At 72.9% G+C, this 14664-nt stretch carries 16 protein-coding genes; 5 read left to right on the forward strand and 11 right to left on the reverse strand.

All coding sequences use genetic code 11. The features are described from left to right. Positions 1 to 11 precede the first annotated feature (11 nt). Both ACA511_RS18135 and ACA511_RS18140 read right to left on the reverse strand, forming a co-directional pair. Positions 12 to 590 carry a TerD family protein gene (locus ACA511_RS18135; RefSeq protein WP_375025519.1) on the reverse strand — a complete coding sequence of 193 codons (579 nt, stop codon included), beginning with the start codon at positions 588 to 590 and terminating at the stop codon, positions 12 to 14. Positions 591 to 622: 32 nt separating this feature from the next. Beyond that, positions 623 to 1198, reverse strand: a complete 576-nt coding sequence (locus tag ACA511_RS18140) for a TerD family protein (RefSeq protein WP_375025520.1) — start codon at positions 1196 to 1198, stop codon at positions 623 to 625. 195 nt (positions 1199 to 1393) lie between these two features. Here ACA511_RS18140 and ACA511_RS18145 point away from each other — a divergent pair, with 195 nt between their 5' ends. Then, on the forward strand, positions 1394 to 2644 hold the full coding sequence (locus ACA511_RS18145; protein WP_375025521.1) for a molecular chaperone DnaJ: 1251 nt from the start codon (positions 1394 to 1396) through the stop codon (positions 2642 to 2644). Positions 2645 to 2671: 27 nt separating this feature from the next. Here the strand turns inward: ACA511_RS18145 and efeB are convergent, their stop codons facing one another. The 5 genes from efeB to dnaG form a co-directional block, all read right to left on the reverse strand. Then, positions 2672 to 3904, reverse strand: a complete 1233-nt coding sequence (gene efeB / locus ACA511_RS18150; RefSeq protein ID WP_375025522.1) for an iron uptake transporter deferrochelatase/peroxidase subunit — start codon at positions 3902 to 3904, stop codon at positions 2672 to 2674. 25 nt (positions 3905 to 3929) lie between these two features. Beyond that, positions 3930 to 5060, reverse strand: coding sequence for an iron uptake system protein EfeO (gene efeO / locus ACA511_RS18155; RefSeq protein WP_375025523.1), 1131 nt, complete (start codon positions 5058 to 5060; stop codon positions 3930 to 3932). 122 nt (positions 5061 to 5182) lie between these two features. After that, positions 5183 to 5650 carry a YbjQ family protein gene (locus tag ACA511_RS18160; protein ID WP_375025524.1) on the reverse strand — a complete coding sequence of 156 codons (468 nt, stop codon included), beginning with the start codon at positions 5648 to 5650 and terminating at the stop codon, positions 5183 to 5185. A gap of 111 nt (positions 5651 to 5761) precedes the next feature. After that, positions 5762 to 6907, reverse strand: coding sequence for an RNA polymerase sigma factor RpoD (rpoD, locus tag ACA511_RS18165; RefSeq protein WP_375025616.1), 1146 nt, complete (start codon positions 6905 to 6907; stop codon positions 5762 to 5764). 71 nt (positions 6908 to 6978) lie between these two features. Continuing rightward, positions 6979 to 8910 (reverse strand): DNA primase, encoded by a 1932-nt coding sequence (gene dnaG, locus ACA511_RS18170; RefSeq protein ID WP_375025525.1) that lies wholly within the window; start codon positions 8908 to 8910, stop codon positions 6979 to 6981. 235 nt (positions 8911 to 9145) lie between these two features. Between dnaG and ACA511_RS18175 the strand changes: the two genes are divergently transcribed. Then, the gene (locus ACA511_RS18175) at positions 9146 to 10420 is read left to right on the forward strand and encodes an ABC transporter ATP-binding protein (protein ID WP_375025526.1); all 1275 of its coding nucleotides are present in this window, start codon (positions 9146 to 9148) and stop codon (positions 10418 to 10420) included. On the opposite strand, the gene ACA511_RS18180 is transcribed toward ACA511_RS18175, so the two are convergent. Beyond that, complete coding sequence (locus tag ACA511_RS18180) at positions 10421 to 11002, reverse strand: hypothetical protein (protein WP_375025527.1); 582 nt, start codon at positions 11000 to 11002, stop codon at positions 10421 to 10423. It lies immediately after the preceding gene. Then, a complete protein-coding gene (locus ACA511_RS18185; protein WP_375025528.1) occupies positions 10996 to 11733 on the reverse strand; it encodes a PLP-dependent aminotransferase family protein in 738 nt (245 codons plus the stop codon). The genes ACA511_RS18180 and ACA511_RS18185 overlap by 7 nt, the downstream gene beginning before the upstream one ends. An 81-nt stretch (positions 11734 to 11814) precedes the next feature. Between ACA511_RS18185 and ACA511_RS18190 the strand changes: the two genes are divergently transcribed. Next, positions 11815 to 12414: a TIGR03086 family metal-binding protein gene (locus ACA511_RS18190; RefSeq protein WP_375025529.1), complete on the forward strand. Its 600-nt coding sequence runs from the start codon at positions 11815 to 11817 to the stop codon at positions 12412 to 12414. Further along, on the forward strand, positions 12405 to 12815 hold the full coding sequence (locus tag ACA511_RS18195; protein WP_375025530.1) for a hypothetical protein: 411 nt from the start codon (positions 12405 to 12407) through the stop codon (positions 12813 to 12815). The genes ACA511_RS18190 and ACA511_RS18195 overlap by 10 nt, the downstream gene beginning before the upstream one ends. Here the strand turns inward: ACA511_RS18195 and ACA511_RS18200 are convergent. Further along, the gene (locus ACA511_RS18200) at positions 12779 to 13156 is read right to left on the reverse strand and encodes a MerR family transcriptional regulator (RefSeq protein WP_375025531.1); all 378 of its coding nucleotides are present in this window, start codon (positions 13154 to 13156) and stop codon (positions 12779 to 12781) included. The two genes, ACA511_RS18195 and ACA511_RS18200, sit on opposite strands and share 37 nt — an antisense overlap. Positions 13157 to 13308: 152 nt before the next feature. Here ACA511_RS18200 and ACA511_RS18205 point away from each other — a divergent pair, with 152 nt between their 5' ends. Further along, the gene (locus ACA511_RS18205; RefSeq protein ID WP_375025532.1) at positions 13309 to 14181 is read left to right on the forward strand and encodes an LLM class F420-dependent oxidoreductase; all 873 of its coding nucleotides are present in this window, start codon (positions 13309 to 13311) and stop codon (positions 14179 to 14181) included. Between the two features lie 12 nt (positions 14182 to 14193). Here ACA511_RS18205 and ACA511_RS18210 read toward each other — a convergent pair whose 3' ends face one another. Further along, positions 14194 to 14655 carry a GtrA family protein gene (locus tag ACA511_RS18210; RefSeq protein WP_375025533.1) on the reverse strand — a complete coding sequence of 154 codons (462 nt, stop codon included), beginning with the start codon at positions 14653 to 14655 and terminating at the stop codon, positions 14194 to 14196. Positions 14656 to 14664: the final 9 nt, after the last annotated feature.

The following is a 14664-nucleotide window of genomic DNA, read 5'->3' on the forward strand; positions in this document are numbered from 1 at the left end:
TGCGCCTGTCGTCAGCCGACGTTGACGCCGAAGTCCATCGCGATGCCGGCGAGACCGGAGGCATACCCCTGTCCGACGGCCCTGAACTTCCACTCGCCGCTGTGCCGGTAGAGCTCGCCGAAGACCATCGCCGTCTCGGTGGAGGCGTCCTCGGTGAGGTCGAAGCGGGCGAGCTCGTTGCCGTCGGTCCGGTTGACGATCCGGATGAAGGCGTTGCGGACCTGCCCGAAGCTCTGGTGCCGGTTGTCGGCGTCGTAGATCGACACCGGGAACACGATGCGGTCGCACTCGGGCGGCACCCCGGTGAGGTCCACGTTGATCGACTCGTCGTCGCCCTCGCCCTCACCGGTCAGGTTGTCGCCGGTGTGCTCCACCGAGCCCTCCGGGCTCCGCAGGTTGTTGAAGAAGACGAAGTGCTGGTCCGACATGACCTTGCCGGCGGAGGACAGCATCAGCGCGGACGCGTCCAGGTCGAAGTCGGCGCCGGTGGTGGCGCGGACGTCCCAGCCGAGGCCGACGGTGACCGCCGTGAGGTTGGGCGCGGCCTTCGTCAGCGAGACGTTGCCGCCCTTGGCGAGTGAGACTCCCATGTTGGGGCCGTTCCCTTCCTGGAGTTCCTGGTTCAGATGCTGACGCCGAAGTCGGCCGCGATGCCGGCCAGCCCGGACGCGTAGCCCTGGCCGACCGCGCGGAACTTCCATTCCGTCCCGTTGCGGTACAGCTCGCCGAAGACCATCGCGGTCTCCATCGAGGCGTCCTCGGACAGGTCGTAGCGCGCCATCTCGGCGCCGCCGGCCTGGTTCAGCACCCGGATGTAGGCGTTGCGGACCTGCCCGAAGCTCTGCCCGCGGCTTTCGGCGTCGTAGATCGACACCGCGAACGCGACCCGCTCGGCGGTGTCCGGCATCGCGGCGAAGTTGACCTTCACCTGCTCGTCGTCGCCCTCGCCGGCGCCGGTGGTGTTGTCGCCGGTGTGCTCGACGGCGCCGTCCGGCGTGCGGAGGTTGTTGAAGAACACGAAGTGCTGGTCGGTGATGATCTTGCCCGAGGTGTCCAGCACCATGGCGGACGCGTCGAGGTCGAAGTCGGTGCCCGTGGTGGTGCGCAGGTCCCAGCCGAGGCCGACGGTCACCGCCGTCAGTCCGGGAGCCTGCTTGGTGAGCGAGACATTGCCGCCTTTGCTCAGGCTGACGGGCACGATGAGCCTCCAAGATCGCATGCCGTAACGGACGCCGACCCGGCGCCTCAGCATTATCGACGTAGCAGCGGTGCGATCCGTTCCATCCGTTGTGAAGCCGTGATGCCGTCCGATATGCCCGGCGGCCGGTCGCGGACCCGGGGCGCGAAGCACCGGCGGTCTGGGCCAGACTGGGCAGGGACGAAGGAGGCAGCGTTGCGGGGACCGGGCGACCAGCGCCGCCGGGGCGGCGGCAGGGGTGCGCAGGCGGCCGACGCGGCCGTCGAGGCGAAGGCGGCGGCCGCCGCCGCCTTCTACGACATGGACCAGGCGCAGAAGTACATCGACGGCCGGGTGACCGTCTTCGAGGACCTGGACGCCTCGGCCGCCGCGCCCGTCCGGCGCGAGTTCGCCGGGCTGTCGGAGTCCGCGGACGCCGCGTCCGTCGCCTACATCTCCGTCCTGGACGCGCACGACGTCGACGACCGCGACCGTTCGCCGGCCGAGTACGACGCGGCCCGCCGCGCGTTCGTCGCGTCCACCGAGCGGCTCCAGCAGATCACCCGGAACCTGAACGGCTTCGCCGAGCGGCTCGCCCCGCGGATGGCCCGGCTGGAGGCCGCGCTCGACCAGCTCCCGCCCCGGCTGAGCGCCGCCCGCGAGGCCGTGGCCGCCGCCGACGCCGCCGTCACCGCCGCCAGGGACGCGGGGATGGACGCGTCCGACCCCGAGGCGGAGCTGGCCCGCGCACGGCAGGTCCTCGCGCAGCTCGGCTCCCGGGGGCTGGGCGGGCTCGGCCTGGACGGCGCCATCCGCGCGGCCGACGAGGTCCGCGAGATCGCCGAGGGGGCCCGGGAGGCCGCCGCCGAGCTGCCGCAGCTCGCGCAGAAGGTCCGCAACTCGCTCGCCTCCGTCCGGACGCGGGCGGACGCCGCGGCGAACCGCGTCGGGCCCGTCCAGGAGGCGATGCGGGTGCTGGTGCGCGGCTACTCGCAGGCGTGCTGGCAGGACCTCAAGGGCGCGCCGGAGTCCATCGAGGCGGCCGTCACCCGGGCCCGGGAGCGGCTGAACGAGGCGTCCGCGCACATCGCCCGCACCGAGTGGAAGCAGGCGCAGCAGGCGCTCACCGCCGCGCGCACCGAGCTGAACGCCGCCGACCGGCGCGCCGGCCAGGTCACCGGGCGGGTGGCGGACCTGAAGGCGGTCGCCGCCGATCCCGCGCGGCCCGCGGAGAGCGCCCAGTTCGCCGTGCGGGACGCGCAGCGCCTCGCCATGGCCCAGCCGGGCGGGGCCGCGCCGCGGCACGCCCGGGTGCTCGACGCGCTCGTCGGGCGGCTGGAGAACGCGCCGAAGCGGCTCACCGGCGCCCACCCCGACTACTGGGCCTACCTCCAGGAGCTGGAGGCCGTCAAGACCGCCGCCGGGGACGTCGTGGCCCGCATCCGCGCGGAACGGGCGCAGGGATGACGCTCTGGGCGAACGCAGGATGACGCTCTAGGCGAACAGGGTGTCGCCCCAGTAGCCGCCTCGCCGGACGCCGGGCGGGCACGCGTAGACGCCCGAGCCGACATGCTGGATGTACTCGTTCAGCGCGTCGGTCGCCAGCGACTGCTGGACCGGGATGAACCCCGTGCGCGGGTCGCGCTGGAACGCGATGAAGAACAGCCCCGCCTCCAGCCGGCCGAGGCCGTCGGACCCGTCGGTGAACGAGTAGCCGCGCCGCAGGATCCGCGCCCCGCGGTTGGAGTCGGGGTGGGCGAGCCGGACGTGCGCGTCCGGCTTCATCCGGGCCAGGACGGGCTTGTCGCGCTCCTTCTCCGCCCCCACGGGCGCGCCCGCGCCCTTGCTGCGGCCGAAGATGTCCTCCTGCTCGCGCAGGGACGTCCGGTCCCACGTCTCGATGTGCATCCGGATGCGGCGGGCGACGAGGTAGGAGCCGCCCGCCATCCAGTCGGCCCCGTCGCCCCCTCCGGCCCACACGTGCTCGTCGAGCAGCGCCTTGTCGTCCGCGCCGATGTTGTCGGTGCCGTCCTTGAACCCGAACAGGTTGCGCGGGGTCTGCGCGTCGGGCGTGGTCGAGGACGTCTTGCCGAACCCGAGCTGCGACCAGCGGACCGAGACCGTGCCGAACCCGATCCGCGCCAGGTTCCGGATCGCGTGCACCGCGACCTGCGGGTCGTCCGCGCACGCCTGGACCGCGATGTCGCCGCCGCTGCGGCCGGGGTCGAGCTTGTCGCCGGGGAAGTGCGGCAGGTCGACGAGGGCGGCCGGGCGGCGCGCCTTGAGGCCGAACCGGTCCTCGCCGTCCTTCTCGAACAGCGTCGGGCCGAACCCGATCGTGAGCGTGAGCCGGGACGGCGGCAGGCCGAGCGCCTCGCCGGTGTCGTCCGGCGGCGCCACCGGGGGCCCGGCGACGGCGCCGTTCCCGACCGCCTCGCCGGCGGTCATGGCGGCGGCCGCGTCCGTCCACTCCCTGAGCATCCGGACGAGCCGGTCCCGGTCGCCGGTCGTCACGTCGAACGCGGCGAAGTGCAGCCGGTCCTGGACGGGGGTGGCGATGCCCGCCTGGTGGGCGCCGCGGAACGCGACCGCCGCGCCGGCGTCGGAGTCCTCCTCGGCGAGCGCCATCCGGTCCAGGCCGGCGCCGGCGGCGGCGCCGGCGAGCAGGCTCGCGCCGGAGAAGCCCAGCATCCTGCGCCGGGACAGCCCCGGCCGTACCTCGGTCATCGCGCCACCGTCCTCCTCGTCCGCGCTACTCGGCCACGACGCCGGCGAGCTTCGACAGCGGCTCGCCCAGCGCGTTCACCGCGTCGGCCAGCTCCTTGCGGTCGCCCTTGCCGACCTTGTCGTAGGAGACGTAGCCGTCGCCCTTCTCGTGCTTCTCCAGCAGCTCCTCGACCTTGGCGAAGTTGTCGTCGAGGTCCTTGGCGAGCTGGGCGTCCCGCTCCTGGACGACCGGCTTGAGCAGCTCGTGGATCTTCTTGGCGCCGTCGACGTTGGCCTTGAAGTCGACGAGGTCGGTGTGGCTGAACGCCTCCTCCTCGCCGGTGACCTTGCCGGTGGCGACCTCGTCCAGCAGCTCCTTGGCGCCGCCCGCCATGTCGTTGACCGGGTCGAGGGTGAGGCCGGGCAGCCGCGACTTCAGCGTCTCCAGGTCCGCGATGAGCCGGTCGCCGACCTTGCCCTTGCCCTTCACGGAGCCGTCCTCCCAGAGCGCCTTCTCCAGCAGGTGCCAGCCGGACCAGTCCTTCTTCTCCTCCGGCTTCAGGTCGGCCTCGCGCGCGTCGACCTTCGGGTCGATGTCGCCGAACTTCTCCGCGACCGGCTCGATCGTCTCCCAGCCGACGCGGGACGGCGCGTACAGCTCCTTGGCCTTCGCGACGTCGTTCGCCTTGACCGCGCCGACGAACTCGCGGGTCTTGGCGATCGTGTCGTCCAGCCGGACGACGACGAACGCCTTGTAGTCGGCGGCGGCCTTGGCCAGCCGCGCGTCGTCGCCGCCCGCGGCCTCGCCGGTGACGGTCACGTTCTGGGACGGCCCCTTGCCGGTCTGCCCGGCGCTGCACAGCAGCTTGAACTGGCCGGCGGGCAGGTTGACGACGAAGTCGACGCTGGTGCCGGGGCCGATGTTCTCCCGCTCGGCGAGGATCTTGCCGTCGGCCTTGAGGACCTCGAACTCGTTGACCTTCGAGCCCTTGTTGCTGACCTTGAAGGTGGTCTTGCCCGCGGTGAGGTCGGTCTTGGCGACCTCGCACGTGTCGTCGGTCGCCGTCACCGGGATGGCGCCCGCGGCGCCCGCCTCGTCGTCACCGCCGCACGCCGAGAGCAGGGACAGCGACACGGCGGCGGCGCCGGCGAGGGCTAGGACGGAGGCAGGACGCATCGGGGGGCTCCATAAGCGGGCAGGTGGTTAGGCTTACCTAAATTAGCGAAGCCTGCCCTCAGTCCGTCAAGTGGCCCCCCGGCCAGTGCACCGGGCGCCGCCCGGCGGCCGCCGCCCGGCGTTCACCGGGGACGGTCGTGCAGTCCCATCGTGAGGTTGCGCGCGGCCATCGGGGGGCCTCCCGGCTGCGGGTCCCCGTACGGCTGGCCGTGGCCCGGCTGCGCGGGCGGCCGCTGCTGGTACTGCGGCGCCTGCTCGCGGTGCTGCCCCGCCGGCTCCGCCCAGACCGCCGTCCCGTACGCGCACACCTCGAACCCGCCGCCGACCGCGGCCGTGTCGAAGCGCATGCCGACGACCGTGTTGGCGCCCTTGCGGCGGGCCTCCTCGCCGAGCCGGTCGATCGCCTCCCGGCGCGCGGCCGCGAGACCGGCCGCCGGCCGCTCCCCGGTCACCCGGAACGTCGCGCTGCTCCCGCCGTGCCCGGGCTGCGGCGCCGGGCCCTGGTCGGCCTGGACGGCCGTCCCGAGGACCTCCCCGAGCACGCTCCTGATCTCGTACCCGGACACGCCGTCAGTCGTCACGATGAGCATGCCACCACGGTAGATGACCGCTCGGACGAAAAGCGACGAAATGACCAGGTGTCGCCCGGCCGGCGCCCGTCCTCCCCGCCGTGCCGGCGGGGAGGACGGGCGAACCGGCCGTCACTCCAGATACTCGCGGAGCATCTGAGCGCGGGACGGGTGGCGCAGTTTCGCCAGCGTCTTCGACTCGATCTGGCGGATCCGCTCCCTGGTCACGCCGAACTCCCGGCCGACCTCCTCCAGGGTGCGGGGGTGGCCGTCGGCCAGGCCGAAGCGCAGCTGGATGATGCGCTGCTCCCGGTCCGACAGGGTGCCGAGGATGTCCTCCAGCTGGTCCTGGAGGAGGATGAACGCCGCGGCCTCGATCGGCACGACGGCGTCCGCGTCCTCGATGAAGTCGCCGAGGTCGGAGTCCTCCTCGCCGATCGGCGACTGCAGCGAGACCGGTTCCTGGGCGATGCGCTGGATCTCCACCACCCGGACGGGCGACAGGCCCATCTCCAGGCCGATCTCCTCGGGGCTCGGCTCCCGGCCGAGGTCCTGGTGCATCTGCCGCTGCACCCGGACCAGCTTGTTGATCGTCTCCACCATGTGGACCGGGATCCGGATCGTCCGGGCCTGGTCGGCGATCGCCCGGGTGATCGCCTGCCGGATCCACCAGGTGGCGTAGGTCGAGAACTTGAACCCCTTGGTGTAGTCGAATTTCTCGACCGCACGGATCAGTCCGAGATTTCCCTCCTGGATCAGGTCGAGGAACAGCATTCCCCGGCCGACGTAGCGTTTCGCGATCGAGACCACGAGCCGCAGATTGGCCTCGATCAGGCGTTGCTTCGCCCGCATGCCTTCGCGGGAGAGCAGTTCGAGGTCGAGCAGCTCGCCGCGGGCGAGGACGGCGGTACGCGCCATCTTCTCCTCGGCGAACAGTCCCGCCTCGATCGATTTCGCGAGTTCTACTTCATCTTCTGCCGTGAGAAGCGGTACGCGACCGATCTCTCTCAGGTAGATCCGAACCAGGTCGCTCGTCGGCGCCCGCTTGCCGAGGTCTCCCTCATCCGCTCGCGCGACGTCCTCGGTCTCCTGCTGAGACTCGAGAACCTCCACCCCCTGCTCTGCGAGCATCCGGACGACCCTTTCCAGGGAGTCGTCCGGCAAGTCCGAGCGATCGAGTGCGGCAGCAACGTCCTCGACGGTCACACCGCCGCGTTCTCTGCCACGTGCGACGAGGTCCGCCACCTGATCAACCGATGGCGCCTCGCTTGGCAGCACCGAAGGGCCCACGCAGACAGTCTGCGTCAAAGGGGGCCTAGATCACAGGACCCATTTTGCGGTCTCTTGACTTACTGTGATCCAAGCCCTCGCTCCCGCAACACCCGTCTCTGCTGCTCAAGCGCGACAAGATCGCCGAAGAGCCGGTGGTACTCCTCCTGCGCCTCGACCGGATTCAGCCGCCCGAGTTTAGATTTCGCGTCCGCGATCATCAGGGTGAGCTGGCGTTCCTGTATTCGGGCCAGCAGTTCTACCGCATAACGGTCATCCGATTCATGGGCGGACCGGAGCGGCTCCACCCCGAGCTTGGTGATCAGGTCCCTGAGCTGGTCGTTCGGCGCGCTCTCCAGGAGCAGCGCGACCCACTGCGCGGCGCCGCCGGCCGCCGTCACGCCGCCCGCCTCTCCGATCACCGCGCGCACCGCGGCGTGCGGCGGCGCGATGAACGCCTCCGCCGGGACCTCGTCGAACACCGGCCCGAGCAGCGCCGGCCGCTGCACCGCCAGTTTCAGCAGCTCCCGCTCGCGCTGCACCTCGGGATCGGACGGGTCGAACGCGGGCCGCCGCTGCTCGCCGCGCCCGTTCCCGGCCCGCCCGTCGCCGTCCTGCCGGCCGGGGCGGCCGTTCCCGGCCGGGGCGCGCCCGTTGCCCGCCCGGTCGCGGGCGTGCCGCCGGTTCGCCAGCTCGCGGACGCGGCGCAGCACGAACTGCTCGTCCATGATGCCGAGCCAGCGGTCGAGGTTGACCGCGTACATGTGCCGGCGCGAGCGGTCCTTGATGGCGGCGACGACGGGGGCCGCGGCGTCCAGCGCGGCGAGCCGCCCCTCGACGGTGTCGAGGTCGTGCTGCTCGATCGCGCTGCGCACCGCGAACTCGAACAGCGGCAGCCGCGCGGCGACGAGGTCGCGCACCGCCGCGTCGCCGTGCCGGATGCGCAGGTCGCAGGGGTCGAGCCCGTCCGGCTGGACGGCGACGAACGTCTGCGAGACGAACTTCTGCTCGTCGTCGAACGCGCGCAGCGCCGCCTTGCGGCCGGCCGCGTCGCCGTCGAAGGTGAAGATCACCTCGCCGCGGAACTCGTCCTGGTCCATCAGGAGCCGGCGCAGCACCTTGATGTGGTCGTCGCCGAACGCCGTCCCGCAGGTGGCGATCGCCGTCGGGACGCCCGCGAGGTGGCAGGCCATCACGTCGGTGTAGCCCTCGACCACCACGGCCTGGCGGCGCCGCGCGATCTCCTTCTTCGCCAGGTCGGCGCCGTACAGCACCGAGCCCTTGTGGAAGAGCGGCGACTCGGGGGTGTTCAGGTACTTGGGGCCGTCGTCGTCCTCGTAGAGCCTGCGCGCGCCGAACCCGATGACGTCGCCGGACAGGTCGCGGATCGGCCACATCAGCCGGCCGCGGAACCGGTCCATCGGGCCGCGCCGGCCCTCCTTGGCGAGGCCGCCGGCGACGATGTCGCGGTCGGCGAACCCGCGCCCGCGCAGATGCCGGACGAGGCCCTCCCACTCGCGGGGCGCGAACCCCACCCCGAAGCGGGCCGCGTCGGCGGCCTCGAAGCCGCGCTCGGACAGGAACGTGCGCCCGATGGCGCCCTCGGCGGAGTCGAGCCGCTCGGTGTAGTACTCGGCGGCGGCCTTGTGCGCCTCGATCAGGCGCGCGCGCTGGCCGCCGTCCTGCCGGGGGCCGCGCCCGCCGCCCTCCTCGTAGCGCAGCTGGATGCCGGCCTGGGCCGCGAGCCGCTCCACCGACTCGGAGAACGACAGGTGCTCGATCTCCTGGACGAACTTGATGACGTCGCCGCCCGCCTCGCAGCCGAAGCAGAAGTACAGGCCGCGCGAGGGCGTCACGTTGAACGACGGCGACTTCTCGTCGTGGAACGGGCAGAGCCCCTTGAGATTCCCGCCGCCGGCGCTGCGCAGCTGCAGGTAGTCGCCGATCACGGCGTCGATGGACGCGCGCTCTCGGACGAGCGCGATGTCCTCATTTCGAATCCTGCCTGCCACGACGAAGGAGTCTACGGCCGCGGCACGACAACCGGCGCGTCCCCACCCGAACCGGCGCCGTTCCCGGCCGGGAACGGTGCCGGGGACCTCCGGCCACCGGCCGGAGGGCGGCCCGCGGCCCATGGCCGGACTCGGCCGGATCGACGCCACGTGACCGTTGTTTTACTCTGGACAACGCGGACCGTCGCGCGGTGTGATGACAGACCGAGATTTTGCTCACACCCAGGCGGACCCGATGACGGATGTTGTGCTCGACGGCGTCGACAAGGTGTATCCCGGCGGGCAGGTCGCCGTCCGCAAAATCCGGCTGCGCATCAACGACGGCGAGCTGTTCGTCCTGCTGGGGCCGTCCGGGTGCGGCAAGTCCACCATCCTGCGCATGATCGCCGGGCTGGAGGAGATCACCTCGGGCGACCTGTGGCTGAACGGGTCCGTGGCCAACGACCTGCCGCCGCGCGAGCGCAACGTCGCCATGGTGTTCCAGGAGGGCGCCCTCTACCCGCACCGCACGGTCAAGGGCAACATGATGTTCCCCCTCGAGGTGTCCGGGGACGACCGCGCCGAGGCCGGCGCGAAGGTCGTCGAGCTGGCCCGCGCGCTCGGGCTCAACACGATGATCGACCGGCTGCCGCGCACCCTGTCCGGCGGCCAGCGGCAGCGCGCCGCGATCGGGCGGGCGCTCATCCGCGAGCCGTCGCTGTTCCTGATGGACGAGCCCCTCTCCAGCCTGGACGCCGGGCTGCGCGCAGAGCTGCGCGTCGAGATCGCCGCGCTGGTCCGCTCCACCGGCACCACCACCGTCTACGTCACGCACGACCAGGTCGAGGCCATGACGATGGCCGACCGGATGGCGGTGCTGCGGGACGGCGTCCTGGAGGACGTCGGCACCCCGGAGCAGATCTACGAGGACCCGGCGACGGTGTTCGTGGCCGCGTTCCTCAGCTCCCCGCCGATCAACCTGCTGCAGGCCACCCTGTGGGCCATCGAGGGCGAGGGGCTGCTGCTCGACTTCGGGCCGCAGCGGCTCCTCGTCCCGTGGGACGACCCCCGGGCGTCCGCGCTGATCAGCCACCACGGCCGGTCGGTCATCGTCGGGATCCGCCCCGACACCCTGGTGCCGATCGCCCCGGGCTCCCCCGCGCCGCAGGGGTCCGTCCTGTCCGGGCAGGTGCGGGCGCTGGAGTTCCACGGGCACGAGTGGCTCGCCTACGCCGAGGCGGGCATCCCCACGATCGACGCGGCCGAGGTCGGGCGGCCGCCGGCGGCGCTGTCCCGCGAGGCGGAGCGGGCCCGCTGGCGCGACCGGATGCGGGAGATGCTCGGCAGGCCGTCCCCCGAGGAGGACGTCCCCGAGGAGCACGCCGGCCACCACCGCCGGTCCGACCTGGTGTTCCGGATCGCGCCCGGCGGACGTCCCGACCGCGGCGACCACGTGGCGCTCACCGTGGACTTCGGCCGCGTCCTGTTCTTCGGCGCCGACGGCCGCCGCGTCACCCCCGTCCAGCGCTAGTCACGGCAGGGCGCCGCCCAGCGCGCGCAGGCCCGCGTCGATCTCCGGCAGCGTCACGGCGCCGTAGCCGAAGACCAGGCCGGGGGCCGCCGGCCCGTCCACCGCGAACTCCGACAGCGCGAACAGCCCGGCGCCCGCACGCAGGGCCGCCGCGGCGACCGCGGCGTCGTCGGCGCCGGGCGGGAGGGCGGCGCTCAGGTGCAGCCCGGCCTCCGCCGGGACGAGCGCCAGCCGGTCGCCGTACAGCCCCTCGACCAGCTCGGCGACGCGCTCGTGCCGGGCCCGGTACTCCCGGCGCGACCTGCGGATGTGCCGGGCGAGGAGGCCCTCGTCGATGAACCGGGCGAGCGCCGCCTGCGCCGGCAGCTCCGCGTGCCAGGACGAGACGTACCGCGCCATCCGGAACGCGTGGTGCAGCGACGGCGGCGCCACCAGGAAGCCGAGCCGCAGCACCGGCCGCATGATCTTGGAGAAGGTGCCGGTGTACAGGACGCGGCCGTCCTCGTCGAGGCTCTGCAGCGGCTCGATCGGCCGCCCCCCGTACCGGTACTCGGTGTCGTAGTCGTCCTCGACGATCACCACGTCGCGCCGCCGGGCAGCGCGTCCACCCGCAGCCCCTCCGCGTCGACCGGGACGCCCCGGACCCGCATCCCGGCGGCGGCGAGCAGCATCCGCACGGGCGGGTACCCCGGATCCTCGACGGCCACCACGTCGCCCGGTTCCAGCAGGACCCGGACGATCAGGTCGAGCGCCTGCTGGACGCCCGAGGTGACCACGATGTCGCGGCCGTTCGCGCGGACCGACCGGGACACCCCGACGTGCCGGGCGACGGCCTCGCGCAGTCCGGGCAGGCCCGCCGGGTCGGCCGCCGCGCCGGGGTCGCCGAGCGCCGACCGCCGCAGCACGCCCGCCATGATCCGCCGCCACGCCTCGTACGGGAACAGCGTCGTGTCGGGCAGCCCGGCGCGGAAGTCCCACCTGATCCCGGGCATCGGCGCGGGCCAGAGCGACACTTCGCCCCAGCGGGCCCGGGGCCGCAGCGGCGAGGCCGCGGGGGCGCCCCGCGCGGCGGAACCGGTCTCCCGGACGAACGTCCCCGCGCCCACGCGGCTCGCCAGGAAGCCCTCGGCGGCGAGCCGGTCGTAGGCGACGCCGACCGTGTTGCGGGAGATCGCGAGCCGCCGCGCCAGCTCGCGCGTCGGGGGCAGCGCGTCGCCCGCGCGCAGCCGCCCGTCCAGGATCGCGGCCCGCAGTTGCGCGTAGATCTGCCCGACGAGGTCGCGGCGGCCCACCAGGCTCACATGGAGATCCACCGCCCCACCCTAATTCGGCTCAGTCAGTTAGCACGTTTTTGGCCCTATGCCTGGGCCACTCGGGTTCCTAGCGTGGGTCGCATGGACCTTCTGACCGAACTCACGACCACCGATCTCCGTCCCCTGCGCAGGCGGGCGTCGGATCTGTACCTGTCGGCCGTCGCGCGGGTGGAGCCGGACGCGCTCGCCCTGCCCACGCCGTGCCCCGACTGGACCCTGCACGGCCTGCTGCGCCACCAGGTCAGCCAGGACCAGGGCTTCGCCGCGGCGGCCAAGGGCGAGGGCGACCGGCTGTCCGCGTGGCACGGCGGCGACCTCGGCGAGTCGCCCTACGCCGCCGCGCGGGCGTCCGCCGACCTCGTCACGCGCGCCTTCGCGGACCTGTCCCTGGACGCCGAGCTCGCCCTGCCCGAACTCGGCGGGCGCTTCCCCGCCGCGTTGGCGGTCAGCTTCCACCTCGTCGACCTGGTCGTCCACGCGTGGGACGTGGCCGCCGCGATCGGCGTCCCGTGGGAGCCGGCGGACGACCTCGTCGCCGCCTCGCTCAAGGTGGCCGCCCTCGTCCCCGAAGCGGGCCGCGGGCCGGGCGCGTCGTTCGGCCCGCCCGTCCCCGCCGCGGACGGCGCGGCGGGGCGGGACGGCCTGCTCGCCCTGCTGGGCCGGGACCCGGCATGGCGCTGACGACGCCGTGGCGCGCCGGGGCGGTCCGGGCGTCCGGCCCGGTCCTCGTCAGCGTCACCGACTTCACCTGCGCCGACCCGCTGGACCTGCCGCGCATCTTCCGCGCGGGGATGGCGCTGCGCCGCTCCTGGCCGGACCTCGACGGCGCCGTCGGCCTGTGGCTGTGGGCCGAGCCCCTCCGGCGCAGGTGCGGCTCGGTGTCGGTCTGGACGGGCGACGCCGCGCTGCGCGGCTTCGTCGCCTGGCCGCCGCACGTCGAGATCATGCGCCGGTTCCGGGGGCGCGGGACGATCCGCGCCCACACCTGGGAGGCCGAGCGCTTCGACCCGGCCGCGACCCTGGCGCGCGCCGAACGGGTGCTGGGTCAGGCGGAGGCGGCGTCGCAGACGGTGTCCCGGTAGAGGCCGATCTTCCATTTGATGTGCTTCTGCTGCTCGCGCAGGGTGGCGATCTGCTCCTCCACCCGGCGGTCGTGGGCCTGCAGCAGTTCGAGCCGCTCCTGGACGGTGTCGCCGCGGCTGCGGGCCAGCTCGGAGTACCGCAGCATCTCCGCGATCGGCATCCCGGTCTCGCGCAGGCAGCGCAGCAGCCCGAGCCAGGCGAGGTCGTCGTCGCTGAACACGCGCCGTCCCGAGGCGTTCCGGGCGATCCCCGCCAGCAGGCCGATCTTCTCGTAGTAGCGCAGGGTGTCGATGCTGAAACCGCTTCTCTCGGCGGTCTCGGACGGAGAGTAGGAGCTCACGCCCCAAGGATTCCACCTGGAGCGCACTCCAGGTCAACGCCCGCCCGGCGCGGGCCGCTTGACCTGGAGCACGCTCCAGGACGCAGAGTGGAAGGGGCGGCGGAACGGGCGCCGCGGAACACCCGACCACGAGCAGCACCAGGGACGGCCACATGATGCGCATCGGACTTCAGGTTCCCAGCTTCACCTTCCCCGGCGGGCCGGAGCAGATCGGGCCGGTCTTCGGCCGGATGGCCCGCGAGGCCGACGAGGGCGGCCTGCACTCGCTCTGGGTGATGGACCACTTCTTCCAGATCCGCGGGGTCGGCGCCTCGGAGGAGCCCATGCTGGAGGGCTACTCGGCGCTCGCCTACGCGGCCGCGCTGACGCGGCGAATCACCCTCGGGACGATGGTCACCGGCGTCACCTACCGGCATCCCGGCATCCTGGTGAAGACCGTGACCACGCTGGACGTCCTGTCGGGCGGGCGCGCGTGGCTCGGCGTCGGCGCCGCGTGGAACGACGAGGAGTCGCGCGGCCTCGGCGTCCGGTTCCCGCCCGTCGCGGAGCGCTTCGAGCGGCTGGAGGAGACGCTGCGGATCGCCCACCGGATGTGGCGGGGCGACGAGTCGGCGTTCGAGGGCGAGCACTACACGCTGGAGCGGCCGCTGAACTCGCCGCCCGCGCTGCGCGCCCCGCACCCGCCGGTCCTGGTCGGCGGGGGCGGCGAGAAGAAGACGCTCCGGCTCGTCGCCGAGTACGCCGACGCGTGCAACCTCTTCGACGGCGACGAGCTGCCGCACAAGCTGGACGTCCTGCGGGAGCACTGCGAGCGCGCGGGACGCGACTACGCCGAGATCGAGAAGACGTCCCTGGGCCTGCTCCCCGGCGAGCCCTCCGTGGACGAGGCCGTGGACAGGATCGGGCGGCTGGCCGAGCGCGGCATCGACCACGCGATCTTCAGCCAGGGCACCGGGCAGGACCTCGCGGGCGTCCTGGCCGAGGCGCTGCCCCAGGTCGAGAAGATCGTCCCCGCCGGCCGCTGACGGGGCGCCCGGTCAGGCGGTGGCGGGAGTGAACACCCACTTCTTGTACGACCAGTAGCGGAACGCCGAGCCGAGCCCGACTCCGGCGAGGAGGCCCAGGTTGTAGGCGAGGCCGCCGTGCAGGCCGAGGGTGTAATAGGTGAAGCCGGTGCACAGCATTTGGATGAGCAGCCCCACCCCGTTCAGCGCGAAGAAGATCGCGACTTCCCGGCCGGAGCCGTCGCTGTCGCGGTGCCGGAACGTCCAGTGCCGGTTCAGCAGGTAGGACGACAGCGTCGACACCACGGTCGGCACGACGACGCTGGTCAGCGGGCTGCCGCCGAGCCACGCGCGCATCAGGTTCGCGCCGAAGATCATGATGAGCGTGCCGACGCACCCCACGAAGCCGAAACTCAGCAGTTCACGGAGGAATGTCCGGTACGCCGGGGCGGACGGGACCGAATCGACCGGTCTCGACCGCTGCACAGTACTCACTCGCCCAGA

The sequence above is a fragment of the Actinomadura sp. GTD37 genome (assembly GCF_041951365.1).
GTDB lineage: Bacteria > Actinomycetota > Actinomycetes > Streptosporangiales > Streptosporangiaceae > Spirillospora.

Excerpts from the sequence above, each read along its gene's own strand:
- ACA511_RS18135 (WP_375025519.1), bottom strand. The coding sequence starts at position 590 with ATGGGAGTCTCACTCGCCAAGGGCGGCAACGTCTCGCTGACGAAGGCC.
- ACA511_RS18190 (WP_375025529.1), top strand. The coding sequence starts at position 11,815 with ATGGACCTTCTGACCGAACTCACGACCACCGATCTCCGTCCCCTGCGC.
- ACA511_RS18160 (WP_375025524.1), bottom strand. The coding sequence starts at position 5,650 with ATGCTCATCGTGACGACTGACGGCGTGTCCGGGTACGAGATCAGGAGC.
- ACA511_RS18195 (WP_375025530.1), top strand. The coding sequence starts at position 12,405 with ATGGCGCTGACGACGCCGTGGCGCGCCGGGGCGGTCCGGGCGTCCGGC.
- ACA511_RS18205 (WP_375025532.1), top strand. The coding sequence starts at position 13,309 with ATGATGCGCATCGGACTTCAGGTTCCCAGCTTCACCTTCCCCGGCGGG.
- ACA511_RS18175 (WP_375025526.1), top strand. The coding sequence starts at position 9,146 with ATGACGGATGTTGTGCTCGACGGCGTCGACAAGGTGTATCCCGGCGGG.
- efeO (WP_375025523.1), bottom strand. The coding sequence starts at position 5,060 with ATGCGTCCTGCCTCCGTCCTAGCCCTCGCCGGCGCCGCCGCCGTGTCG.
- efeB (WP_375025522.1), bottom strand. The coding sequence starts at position 3,904 with ATGACCGAGGTACGGCCGGGGCTGTCCCGGCGCAGGATGCTGGGCTTC.